The organism is Xanthomonas sp. WHRI 10207, assembly GCF_040202975.1.
Taxonomy (GTDB): domain Bacteria; phylum Pseudomonadota; class Gammaproteobacteria; order Xanthomonadales; family Xanthomonadaceae; genus Xanthomonas.
In genome coordinates this window covers 55,251-68,111 of the sequence record NZ_JBEGDX010000001.1, presented here as the reverse complement: position 1 = coordinate 68,111, position 12,861 = coordinate 55,251, and the positions used below count along the sequence as shown (strand labels likewise).

The window sequence follows — 12,861 nt, the reverse complement described above, 5'->3', positions numbered from 1 at the left end:
GGAAGTATCTCTCGAACTCCGGTGTGTCGCACGGCGTTCTTTCTGCGGTTGGACTTAAGGAAATCCCAACGATGATGAGCTTTCGCAAGCCCGGATGGATGCTGTCCGGTGTGCTGTGTGTTGCCTGCCTGCCCGCTGTTGCGGGGGCGCAGGACGTCGCCGCCAGCTCCAAGGTCGGTATCGATCCCGTCACCGGCAAGCTGCGTCCGCTGACCGACGCCGAGAGTGCGGCGCTGGACCAGCAGGCCGGCTCCGCCGCCCGCAGTGGGGCGAGCCGCACGACCGTGCCGCAGACCGAGGCGGCCGCACGCGCCACCGAGCGTCGCCTGCCCAACGGCACCGTGGTGCGCAAGTTGCCGGCCACGCAAATGAGCTCGCTGACCGCGACCCGCCAGGCCGACGGCCGCATCGTGATCGAGCACAGCGACGACGCAGACACCCAACCCGCCCACGCCGAGCACGGAGCGCTGCCGCATGAATAAGCCCTTGTTGCTGTTATCTCTGGCCGTGGGCGCGGCGCTGGCGCCGCTGCACGCATCCGCTGCCAACGTCACGCTGATCAATGGCGATGCCGGCACCGTGGTCGGGTTGAACGACCCCACCACCGCGGCACCGTTGGGCGGCAATCCCGGGCGGTCGGTCGGCGAACAGCGTCGCATCGCCTACCAGTACGCCATGGATCTGTGGGGCGCGGTGCTGCAGAGCAACGTCGAAATCAAGGTGTATGCCTCGTTCGCACGGCTGACCTGCACCGCCACCGGCGGCACGTTGGGCCAGGCCGGCCCGAACTGGATCGTCAACGACTTCCCCGGCGCCAAGGCCAATACGCTGTATCCGTCCGCGCTGGGCGATGCGATCGCCGGGCAGGACCTGGTGCCCGATCCGGCCGATCCGGCCGACGTGTTTTCGCAGTTCAACGGCGATCTGGGCAAGGACGACTGCCTGGCCGGTTCGGGCTGGTACCTGGGCCTGGACGGCAAGACCCCGGCAGGGCAGATCAACTTCCTCAACGTGGTGATGCACGAGATCGGCCACGGGTTGGGCGCTGCCGGCTTCCTCAACAAGACCACCGGCGTGCTCGGTTCGGGCAGCGGCCTGACCGACGTCTACACCTCGCAGGCCTTCGATAACGTGCAGAACAAGCGTTTCGACGACCCGACCATGACCAACGCCTTGCGCGCCGAGGCGATGCGCACGCCCGGTCGCACGGTATGGGCCGGCACCCGCGTCAACCGCGAGGCGGCGTTGATCCTGGACCCGCGCACACTGCTGCAGGTCAGCGCGCCGGCCACTGCGGCTGGCAAGTTCGAAGTGGGCTTTGCCAGCTTCGGGCCGCTGGCCAGCGCCGGTAACTTCCCGGCGCGCGCAGTGGTGACCATCAATGACGGCGTTGCCGCCGCATCGGCCACCGATGGCTGCGAAACGCCGTTCGTCAATGCGGCCGAGGTGGCCGGCAAGGTGGCGCTGATCGACCGCGGCACCTGCGCCTTCGCCATCAAGGTCAAGAACGCACAGCTCAACGGTGCGGTGGGCGTGATCGTGGCCAACAACGCCGGCGGCGTGCAGACCATGGGCAATGCGGCGCCGCCGATCACCGACATCACCATCCCGGCGATCATGGTGTCGCAGGCCGATGGCGCACGGTTGAAGAGCAGCACCGGCGTGGTGGCGGCGCTGTACGAAGATCCCGAGCTGCTGCAAGGCACCGACAGCGCAGGCCGCACGCGGTTGTATGCGCCCAGCGTGGTGGCCGGTGGTTCGACGTTCTCGCACTTCGATACCGACCTGCAGCCCAACGCGTTGATGGAACCGTTCGATACGCCGGAAGTGCAGGCGCATCTGAACATCGACCTGACCCCGGCGATGTTTGCCGATATCGGTTGGACCTTGAACCGTGGCCTGACCCGGCTGGGCAACTGCAGCACGCTGGTGCCGACGGTGGAAACCGGCGGTCTGATCGTCGGTGCGAACCTGACCGCCGAGAGCAGCCTGTGCAAGACGCAGAATGCCGGTAACCGCTTCGGTTATCTGACCTGCATGAACGATCACATCCGCGAACTGGAAGACCAGGGTGCGATCAGTCGTCTGCAGCAGGCCGCCACGTTTATCTGCGCGACCAAGGTACGCCCGTAACCCAGGCGTAGACGGTCAGATGTGATGCGAACGGCGCCGCGAGGCGCCGTTCGTTTATGCGTAATCAGCTGTGTACTGGATGCAGCCATGTGCGTCGATGCAGTGCGCGCCATCGCAACTCGACGTGGCGCAGAGCGATGCACTGCGTCTGCGCAACGGCTACAACCGCATCAGCTGTGTACTGCATGCAGCAATGTGCGTCGATGCAATGCGCGCCATCGCACCTAGACGTGGCGCAGAGCGATGCACTGCGTCTGCCGCAACGGCCACACACGCTGGCCTCGTTAGGGAGGCTCTGCACAACGCGTCCGCGTGTTTTCGATCAACACCGCTGGCAATGTTCACTACGCAGAACTGCTAGATGTTCAGCAGTGGAGGCCGCGCGCGTGAGCGACATTCCAGGTTCCCCCGTCATGTCGCGCGTTGTTCAGCCCTTCCTTCGCTTACACCACGCGCTGCCGTGCCTTACCGATCTGCGGCATACGGCGAGGTCAGCACCTGCGGTGCGCGACCCAACGCGGCGCCCAGGCGATCCATCACAAAGCGCAGATAGAGATTGCTGCTGAACTGGTTGTAGTCGCGTGCATTGTTGAAGGTCATGCGCCCGCCCAGGAACAACTGCGGCGCCACCTGCCATTCGGCTGCGCCACTGAGGTTGTACGACACGCCGGTGCGACTTTCGCCCACATACACCGGGTCGGTGTAGCGGTCGACCAGGCCGAGCAGCGCCGCCAGCGATGCGGCGTCGTAGGCGGCCTGCTGCAGCGTCGGGTCGGTGGGGAAGTACGGCGTGGGGTCGGTCTTGAAATGCTGCACGCCGACGCTGGCATCGACCTTCCAGTTGACGCTCTGCCCGGCGCTGCGCCCGCTCCAGTGCACCGGGAAACCGAGGTCCACATATTCCTGCGGGCTGAAGTAACCGCCGTGGCCGTACGTAAATCCACTGAGGTTCTTGTCGTACTGCATGGCGGTCAGATTGACGCCGGCGGTCAGCGACTGATGCTGGGTTTCCAACGCATGTACGTAGAAGCCCAGGTCGGCCTGGCGGTGGTCGTTGTCGGCCACGTTGTTACCGATCAAGCGGTGCGCGGCAAGGTTGGCATACCCACCGAGCAGGCCGTTGTCGGCGGTGGCCGAGAGCACGATGCCGTTGCTGGTGACGCCGCCCCACTCGCGGCTGCTGCGCGCATCTTGCGCACCGGCGAACGACAGCACGCTGTCGGTGACCGCGCGCCGCGAGGCATCGGCCGACCAGCTCACCGTGTCGCCGATCTCGCCGCGATAGCCGACGCCACCGACGACGTTCTGCTCCTGGAACCCGATCGGCGTGCTGCCCACATCGGCGCTGAAACCGCCATTGCGATAGCGCACGCCGATACCCACGCCGGTGTCGTCCTGGCTGAGCCGGCGCGCACCATTGCCGGTGGCGGCCATGCTGTTGAGCGTGGCCGCCAGCGAAGTGGGCGTCTGCTGCGCGGCAGCGGTGCTGCTGGCCAATGCCTGCAGCGCGGCACCGTCGCCGGCGGCCAGCTGTTCACTGATTGCGGTGTTGCTGAGGATGTCGCGCGCCAGCTGCGCAATCGGCGTGCTGGACGCGTTGACGCTGAGCAGATACGCCGGCAGCGGTTCGTTGGCCAGCGCGGCCAATGCCGCCGGCGTGCTGTTGTTGTTTTCGGTCAGCAGCTCGCCGAACAAGCCGGTATTCAAGGCGTAACGGCGCAGGCGTTCGCGTGTGGCAACGTTATCGCCCTGGGTGGCGAGCAACTGATACACCGACGAGTTGGTCAGCGTGTCGATCGGGCTGCGGTCGGCGGCAAGCGCATCGTTGACTGCCGTCTGCGGGCCGGCGCCGAAACGGCTGGCGGTGGCGTAATCGGTGGTCAGCGTGCCGGCATCCACCACGGTGGGCGTCAGCGTGACGCCGAGCTTGCCTTCGCCCACCGCAAAGTCGGCCTGCACCGGCATTTCGATGTCGTCCAGTCGCCCAAGGCCGTCCTCGCCATCGCGCGAACGATACAGCGCGCCACCGGCGAGGTTGTCGCTGTTTTCCGATTGCACCGCGCGCAGTTCGTCGAGCACGCCGTTGCCGCTGCTGGGCGCACGCGTTTCTTGCGCGGCAACGCTGCGCGAAGGAGCGGTGTTGTCCGGCACGAACGCGGGAGCGCTGCGCGTGGGCAGGCGGGTGCGGCTGTTGGGCGCCGGCAAGAACGAGGGTGCGGCGCTGGCGCTCACCGGCTGCGGCAGCGTATCGACCGTGTTGCCGGCGTAGGCATCGACGGCTGCGGCGGTGGCGAAGCGTGCAGTTGCCGGTTGGGTGGCGGCCGGCGGCTCCAGTGCGACATCGGCAAACGCGTTCCCCGCCGGCATGCGCTCGGACAGCACTGCCGGCGAGCGCGGCATGGCGCCGGTCATGCCGGAGAACGGATTGAGCGGACGGCCGGCCGAGGCCACTGCCGCCGGGCCACGTGCGCCCGGCAGGCCGTTGTCGAGCTGACCGGCCTGGCGCTGCTGTGCGGCCAGCGATGCGCGGAAATACTGCTCGGCCTTGCGGTTCTTGCCGGCGCTGCGATACACGCGGCCGGCAGCGGCGAGCACGTCCGGCGATTCCGGCGCCTGCGCCAGCGCGCGCTGCAGATAACTGTCGGCGTTGCGCAGATCCGATTGCGCGGCGGCGCTGTTGGCGGCAGCGGTGAGCGTGTCCAGATCGTTGGGGTGGCGCTGCAGGATCTGCTGATAGATCGCCAGCGCCTGGCGCTGATCGCCGGCGGCGGCATACAGCCGTGCCAATGCCGCCTGAGCGTCGCGGTTGTCCGGTTGCTGAGCCAGAATCGGCGACAACGCATCGTAGGCGCCTTCCAGATTGCCGAGCTCGCGCAAGGCGTCCACCTGGCGCAGCGTGTAGGCGCTGCGCAAGTTTTGATAGCGACGCAATTGTTCCGGCGTCATGGTGGTGGATTGCAGCTGGCGCAGCACCGCCGACAACTCGGCGTCCTGACGCGCACGCAGCAGCACGCCGGCATATTGCAGGCGGTCTTCGGTGCGCGGGTTGGCACCGGTGACCAGCCGCTGCGCCAGCACCAGCGCGCGCGAGGCATTGCCGGCGTCGGCATGCGCGCCGGCCAGGGCGGCCAGCAATTGCGGATCGTCGAGCTGGTTGCCCAGCGCGGTTTCGGTACGTGCGAGCAATTGCTGCGCCTCGCCTACCCTGCCCTGCTCCACCAGCAGCCGCGCCTGACGCGCCTGCAGTTCGATCCAGGCGTTGGTGCGCAGCTGGGTCATCTCCGGCGTGCGCGCTGCGGCAGGGATGCGATCCAGACTGTCGTAAGCGCCCTGCCAGTCGCCGCTTTCTTGCGCGAGCAAGGCGTTGGCGTGCAGCGCTTCGGGTTGGTCGCCGTGCACGGCAAGCAGGCCATCCATGACGCTGCGCGCCTGATCGGGGCGGCCGGCCTGTTGGTACAGGCGAGCCAGATCCAGGCGAATCCAGGCATCGCCGGGGCGTTCGACCATGGCCGCTTCCAGCTCGGCCTGCGCGCTGACCGTATCGCCGGCCTCCAGCGATTGCCGCGCGCGGGCGCGCTGCACATTGGAACGCAGCAAGGCTTCGCCACCGGATTTGGCGCGCTCGGCGGCCGGCAGGCGATTGAACAATTCGCTGGCTTCGGACATGCGCCCCTGGCGGCTGTACAGCCCGACCAGGCCCTGCAAGGCGCCGGCATTGTCGGCATCGCGCGACAGCGCCTTGCGATAACTGGCTTCGGCCGCAACCGGGTCGCTGGCGCTTTGCAGACCGCCCAGCGCGACATGGCCGGCCGGCTCGTTGGGCAGCAGCTGCACCGACTGCTCCACCAGCTGGCGTGCCTGCGCGATGTCACCGCGTGCGCGTGCGGCCTCGGCCTGCTGCAGCTGTTGCCAGTAGCGCGCGCTGTCCAGCGCACCTTTCCATTTGCCATTGCTGGCCGCGGCCGGGCGCAGCAGTTCCTGCGCTTCGGCAAAGCGTTGCTGACGCAGCCGCACCGAGCCCAGGCCGCCCAATGCCTCCGGATCGCGCGCACGGGCGCGCAGCACCTGGGTGAAGCGTTGTTCGGCCGCGCTCAGATTGCCGGCATTGAGCGCGCGAAAGCCCTCGGCCAGCGCGATGCCATTGGGATCGGCGGGCGCAGCGGCAGCGGCCGTGCGTTGTTCGCGCAATTGACCGAGCTTGGCGGTTACTTCCGCATCGGCCGGGCTGCCGGCCAGAAATGCCTGATACAGCGGTGCATCGGCGGTGCTGGCGTTGAGCCACAGCAGCGCCTGGCGCCAGCTGGTGCGCGCCGGGCCGCCCACATCAGCGCGTTGGGCAAGCGTGCGCAATTGCGCGATGCCTTCGCGACGGGTGGGTTCGCGATAACTCAATACCTGGGCCAGCGCCATCTGCACGGACGGGTTGGCCGGGTCGCTGGCCTGCAGCGTGCGCAGACCATCGCGCGCACGCTCCCAACCGGTCGGCGTGCCGGCCAGCGATTGGTAGTACTCCAGCGCAAGCGTCGGCGGCGGCGCCTTGCCGGCAAACACGGCCTCGTAGCTGCGCGCGGCCTCTACATAGCGCCCAGCCGCGGCGGCGCGGCGTGCGTTGCGCAGATTGGGGTCTTCGCCGGCAGTGGCGCTGCCGCGCGCACCGATCGCCACGCGCAGACGCTGCGCCTGCGGCGATTGCGGATGCGCGGCTTCGAGCTGCTGCAGACGCTTGCGCGCCTCCGACTGACGGCCCTGCGCCAGATCGATCTGCGCCAGGCCGAGCAAGGCGTCTGGCTGGTCCGGATCGATGCCGAGCAGCTTTTTCCAGGTGTCGGCGGCCAGATCGTCGCGTCCCTGGTCGTGCCAGTAGTTGCCCTGCCCGACCAGTTGCTGGGTCGCGCTGGTCTGCGCGTGCACCGGTGAGACGAGCAGGCACAGGTCGATCATGCCGGCGAGGTAGAGCGGGGTCAGGTTTTTGCGGAGCATGCAGGCGTTCTCCAGGCGGGCAGCAGGCGCCCGTCTGCGGCAAAGCGGTAGCGGTTCTCAAGCCAGCCCTGTCCGAACAGGGCCAGCGTGCGTTCGAAGTACGGCAGCGCGGCGGCGGCCGGTGTAGCGGCGAGCGGAATCCGCTGCGCCTGTGCCTTGAGCAGGGTGGGCTGACGCAGCGCGCTCAGGTAAGGCAGCAACGCGGCGGAAAACCCCACCGGCACGGCGCCGGTACCCACGCCGCGGGCGGTGTCGATCTTTTCGGCGAACGCGGTGCCTGCGGCCAGCAGATCGGCCGGGCCGGACAAATCCTGCAGCAACTTCGCGCGCAGCGGCTCGCCGGCATCCAGCATGCCGGCCCACAGATACACGCGAATGGCATCGTAACTGCCGAGATTGCCGCGTTTGGGATCGGCGCCGAAGGCCTTGCCGTCCCACACCGTCCAATCCGGTGCAAAGCCGACCGGCGCACTGTCGTGCAGCACGCGCGCAGCGTTGGCGGCGATCGCCGCCCACGGCCCCTTGGGGTCGGCGTTGGCGCAGCGCCGCAGTACCTGGATCGGCAGATAGCTTGGATTGAGCGTCCAGCGGCCCGGCTCGACAAAGCCGCTGCGGCCGGGCAACAACATCGGCCCCAGCCCGGGTAGCGTGGCCACTTCCTGGGTGCGCATCAGTTGCAGGATCTGCTGGCCGGCCTTGCCGTAACCAGGGCGGTTCCACAGCCGGCCGGCTTCCAGCAAGGCGTAGGCGATCCACAGCTCGCCATCGCTGGCGGTGTTGGCATCGAGCACGCGCCACTCGCCGCTGCCATCGCGGCCCCACAACCAGGCCGGCAGATTCAGATCCGGGCGGCCGCCGCACAGGTTGTGCCGGGTCCAGCCCAGCACCTTGTCGAATAGCACCTGGTCGTTGGCCACCAGCGCGAAGAACAGCGCGTACGACTGGCCTTCGGAGGTGGAGCGTTGATCGGCGTTGAGGAAGTCCACCACCCGGCCATCGGGCTGGATGTGCTTGGACACGAACGCGTTCCACAGTGGCCAGGCGCCGCACTGTGCGGGCGCTGCCGTCGCGCCGGCCGGCAACAGCGCGGCCAGTGAGGCCAGTGCACCGGCGCGCAGCAGGCCGCGGCGCGTCATGGCACTGCCGCGCGCGGCCGCGTTCATGCGCCGTGGCCGTCGTTGAGGCGCTCGGCGGTATGCCGGCGCAGCAGCACGCGCGCGGCCAGTGCCAGCAGCAGCGCCAGCAGCACCACGGTCAGGGCCAGCCACACCGGGTGATGCGAGAAGTACCAGCGCAGCCAGGTCGGCAGCGGCAAGTGACCCACGTAGTAGGTCTGATTGCCAACCAGGCTGGTGACCTTCTTCTGCTGCAGCAACACCACGCTGCCCTGGAAGTCCTTGAGCAAGGCCGGGTCGAACCAGGCATCGAACAGACGATTCATGTTGGCCGGGTCTTCGGTCTGAAACGCGACCACGCTGCGGCCGGATTTCAACGGCGATTCGAAGCCCATCAACAGCACGTCGTCCGGCTGCGGCTGCAACGCGATGTCGGTGGTGGTCGGCAGATCGGTGCGGCGCGCGTCGAAGGACAGGAAGCCGGGTAGTTTTTCGAACAGCCAATCGGTCAGGCCGATGCGGCGGTTCTGCCCGTCCTGGCCCACCGGCAGCTGCGCACGCCATTGCTTGAACAGCGGTTGCGATTCGGCGCTGCCCAGTAGCAACAGATCGCGATCGGCGTGCTGCTGCACCGCGCTGGCGGCGATGATCTGCGCATGCAGTGCCGGGTAGCCGGTGGACGCACCGAACCTGCCGAGCAAGGTCAGCACATTGCCCAGATCCTGGTCGCCCGGATTATTGGGCAGCACGATCGCCGATTCGGACAGATCGGCCAGCCGCGTGAACGGATAGCCGGCGTTGGCGAACGCGGCCAGATTCGGCATCGCCATGTAGTGGTCGAAACCGCTCAGGTCGATGGTGGAATCGGCATCGATGGCGCCGGAGACATCCGGGAAGGTGTTCTTGCAGGCCTCGCCTTGCGGGCGATCGAAAAAGAAGTGGAAGCGCAGCTGGCTATTGGCCGAAAACGCGCCCACCGGCAGTGTCAGATCCTGATGCACCGGCATGTTGCCGCGCGTGCCCAGGCTGTTCCACCAGCGCACCGGCGTGGACTCGGCAAATGGGCGGCCGGTCAGCGGCAAGGTGGTCACGAACGACTCGTTGATGCTGACGTTGAGGGCGGACTTGTTGTCCTCTTCCGGCAGCGTATAGCGGTATTTCAGCGCCACCGGAATGCCGTCGCGCTCCCACACGAACAAGTCCGGCGGCAACTGCAGACCGACCCGGATCAGGTCCGGGTGATAGCCGGTGACGTTGAGCGCGCCGGGCTGGGTGACCAGATCGCCGAAACGCACCGGATGCTCGCTCGAAATCCATTTGGGCGCGTCGTACGGCCGACGCGGCGTCGGCGCAGACATCTCGCCGATCCGCGCCACCGCACCGGTCAGCGGTGCGCGCAACGCCAGCGCGGTGGCCGCGCGTTGCAGATCCTCGGTGTTGCGGCCGAGCACCAGCAGCAGCTTGCCGTTGGGATCGGTCGGGTTGACCACGACAGCAACCGTCGGCCCACGGATATCGGCCACGCCGCTATCGGCGGTGGCGAACTGCGCAGGCAAGGTGTTGGGTGTGGCGAACACCACCGCGTTGCCGCTCGCCGGCAAGCTGCTGGTCGAGGCCGGGAATACCGCGCCGCGATAACCGGCCAGGGTGCCGAACCACGATGCCACGGTGCCGGCCGCCTGCAGCGTGGCCATGTCCGGCTGCTGCGGGAAATAGAACGGCAGCTCCAGACGCCGCGTATCGCGCACATCGAAAAACGGCACCGGCAGCAGCGCCAGGTTGTTGGCCAGCGCCAGCGGCGTGGTGGTCAGCGACAGACTGGTGGCCGCATCCACATTCGCCCACAGGCTGCTGTGGTCGGGGTCTTCGCACTCGCGGGTGTAATGCCCGATGAGTTGCAGGTTGAGCTGGTTGTAGTCGGTGATCAGCCGCGAGTCGATCGGCAGATCGGCCGACAGCAACTTGCCGGCGTTGGCCTTGTCGGTGGGCAAGCTCGCAACGGTCACGCCGTTGATGGTGACCTTGACGTGCGACAGGTCCGGCAGCAGCGATGGCGAGTAGCTGTATTTCAGATTGAGCGTGGCGGCGGTGACGATTTCGTCGCTACGCACGCTGAAGGGCACTCCGGCACTGCCCTGCACACCACGCAAGGTGATTTCGTAATCGATGCCCAGATCGCGCAGCGTGGCCGCGCGCGCGTTGCCGGCGGGCGGTGTGGGCGCGGTAGGCACGACCGCTGCGGCGGTGGCACTTTGCGCATCGGCGCCTGTCTGCGCGGCAGGCGCCGTCGGTGCGGTCTGTTGCGCCTGCGCCAGACCGGCCAGAAGCGTGAACGCACAGGTCAACACGGCCGGGGACATTCGCATCAGTTGCTTCTTGGCAGGGGAAAGGGAAACACCACGCATCACGCTCACGACTCCAGATCCGCGCGCGCCGGGCGGAAGCCCTGACGCGTGCTGTCCACCATATGCCGACCCAGGCGCCCGAATCCGCGCGCACTGGCGGCCAGCACCTGGCCCATCGAGCGCCAGAACGAATCGCGATCGTGCTGGCCCCATTGCGACAACCAGATATCGGCACGCGCAAAGGTCGATGCCACCAGCCAGCGTTCCTGTTCCATCGACATCTCGGTGAATTGGATGCTGACCTGACCATCGCGATCCTGACGCACCACGGCCGGCAAAGTCTGCTCCACACCGCGATGACTGAGCCCGATCTGCACCGTCGAGCCGGGCTCGATCGGTTGCGGTTGCGCGAGCTTGATCGCCATGCCGCCGGTGGAAAAATTCACTGAGCGGCAGGCCAGCACGCCGCCGTCGGGCAGGTACAGATTGACCGGAACATCCAGCGGCACCCGGTGTGCGCTACGCACCTGGCGGGTTTCGCTGGCGGTGGCGATCGTGGCGCCCAGCAGCACCATGTTGTAGAGCGTCCAGGCCAGGTTGAACCAGATCGTCTGCTGCTCGCCGCTGCCGCCGACATAGACCAGCCGCAGCACGCCGGCCACCACGCCGGCCACGTTGAGCAGCAGCAGGAACAGATACGGCTTGGCAATCTGCGCATCGAAATAACCGCGCGCCACCAGCCCGCCCTTGGGCGTGACGTTGAACTTGCCGAGCTTGGGATTGAGCAAGGCCACCAGCGTCGGGCGGAAGATGTACCAGGCCAGCGTGGTCTCGTAGACCTCGTTCCACAGCAGGTGCCGGAAGCGGCTCTGCACGCGCAGATTGGTCAGATTGGCCTGCAGAATATGCGGCAGCGCGTAGGCCAGGATCATCAATGCCGACGCCTGGATCACATGCGCGCCGAAGAACAGATACGCCAGCGGTGCGGTGAGATAGATGATGCGCGGCAAGCCGTAGAAAAAATGCAGCATCGCGTTGAGATAGCACAGCCGCTGCGACAGCTTGAGCCCGCGGCCGAGCAACGGATTGTCGATGCGCGCGATCTGCGCCATACCGCGCGCCCAGCGGATACGCTGCGCCACGTGCCCGGACAGGCTCTCGGTGGCCAGACCCGCCGCCTGCGGCACCGCCAGATACGCGGTGCGATAGCCGCGACGCTGCAACTTGAGCGCGGTGTGCGCATCTTCGGTGACGGTTTCCACTGCCACGCCGCCAACCTCTTCCAACGCAGTGCGCTTGATCACCGCGCACGAACCGCAGAAGAACGTGGCATTCCATTGGTCGTTGCCATCCTGCAACAAACCGTAAAACAGCTCGCCTTCGTTGGGCACCTTGCCATGCGTATCGAGGTTGCGCTCGAACGGGTCAGGCGAAAAGAAATAGTGCGGCATCTGCACCAGCGCCAGTTTGGTGTCGCGCAGAAACCAGCCCATCGCCACCTGCAGGAACGAGCGGGTCGGGATGTGGTCGCAATCGAAGATGGCCACGTATTCGCCGCTGCATTTTTTCAAGGCAGCGTTGATGTTGCCGGCCTTGGCGTGCGCGTTGTTGGTGCGGGTGACGTAGTTGATGCCGACCTCGGCACAGAACTCGCGGAACTCGTCGCGGCGGCCGTCATCGAGCAGATAGATGTTGATCTTGCCGGCCGGCCAATCGATCACGCTGGCGGCCAGCACCGTGGTGCGCACCACCGACAACGGCTCGTTATAGGTGGGAATGAACACATCCACGCTCGGCCACAGGCTCTGATCGGCAGGCAATGGAACCGGCTTGCGATTGAGCGGCCACAGCACCTGAAAATAGCCCAGCACCAGGATCACGAACGCGTACAGCTCCGCACCAAGCAGGCCCAGGCCGAGGATGAAATCCACCGCGCTGCCCACGCCCATGGTCTGGGTCATGCGCCACCAGATGTAGCGGCACGACACTGCCAGCGACATCCCCATCATCATCAGGATGACCACCCGCCCACCACGGTTGCGCACCGCCAGCGCCACTGCGAACAGCACGCCGGAGAACACCAGCTGCTGGGTGACATCCATCGGGACTGCGACCACGAACACCAGCAACAACGCGCCCAGCAGCCACAGCGCCCAGGTTGCCAGCGTGGGCAACGGTGATGCGGAACGAAGGCTGGCAGTGGTCATCGGGCAATCCTGGAAACGTGGCAGACGTACTGCAACGCGGCGACAAACGCATCACGCGCTTGCCGGGCATCACGGAAGGGA

General features: G+C 66.9%; 6 protein-coding genes. 2 read left to right on the top strand and 4 right to left on the bottom strand.

All coding sequences use genetic code 11. From position 1 onward, the window contains the following. Window positions 1-71: 71 nt before the first annotated feature. Window positions 72-482 carry a post-PEP-CTERM-1 domain-containing protein gene (locus ABQU90_RS00240; protein WP_115561291.1) on the top strand — a complete coding sequence of 137 codons (411 nt, stop codon included), beginning with the start codon at window positions 72-74 and terminating at the stop codon, window positions 480-482. Continuing rightward, complete coding sequence (locus tag ABQU90_RS00235) at window positions 475-2,133, top strand: PA domain-containing protein (protein ID WP_115527084.1); 1,659 nt, start codon at window positions 475-477, stop codon at window positions 2,131-2,133. The genes ABQU90_RS00240 and ABQU90_RS00235 overlap by 8 nt, the downstream gene beginning before the upstream one ends. A gap of 465 nt (window positions 2,134-2,598) precedes the next feature. Here ABQU90_RS00235 and ABQU90_RS00230 read toward each other — a convergent pair whose 3' ends face one another. Genes ABQU90_RS00230 through bcsA form a run of 4 tightly spaced genes read right to left on the bottom strand, consistent with a single transcriptional unit; the run spans window position 2,599 to window position 12,780 of the window. Then, a complete protein-coding gene (locus ABQU90_RS00230) occupies window positions 2,599-7,113 on the bottom strand; it encodes a cellulose biosynthesis protein BcsC (protein WP_323521627.1) in 4,515 nt (1,504 codons plus the stop codon). Then, window positions 7,095-8,276: a cellulose synthase complex periplasmic endoglucanase BcsZ gene (gene bcsZ / locus ABQU90_RS00225; RefSeq protein ID WP_323521626.1), complete on the bottom strand. Its 1,182-nt coding sequence runs from the start codon at window positions 8,274-8,276 to the stop codon at window positions 7,095-7,097. The genes ABQU90_RS00230 and bcsZ overlap by 19 nt, the downstream gene beginning before the upstream one ends. After that, the gene (gene bcsB, locus ABQU90_RS00220; RefSeq protein WP_323521624.1) at window positions 8,273-10,594 is read right to left on the bottom strand and encodes a cellulose biosynthesis cyclic di-GMP-binding regulatory protein BcsB; all 2,322 of its coding nucleotides are present in this window, start codon (window positions 10,592-10,594) and stop codon (window positions 8,273-8,275) included. Before bcsB ends, bcsZ begins: the two co-directional genes overlap by 4 nt. A 44-nt stretch (window positions 10,595-10,638) precedes the next feature. Next, on the bottom strand, window positions 10,639-12,780 hold the full coding sequence (bcsA, locus tag ABQU90_RS00215) for a UDP-forming cellulose synthase catalytic subunit (RefSeq protein ID WP_055850829.1): 2,142 nt from the start codon (window positions 12,778-12,780) through the stop codon (window positions 10,639-10,641). Window positions 12,781-12,861: the final 81 nt, after the last annotated feature.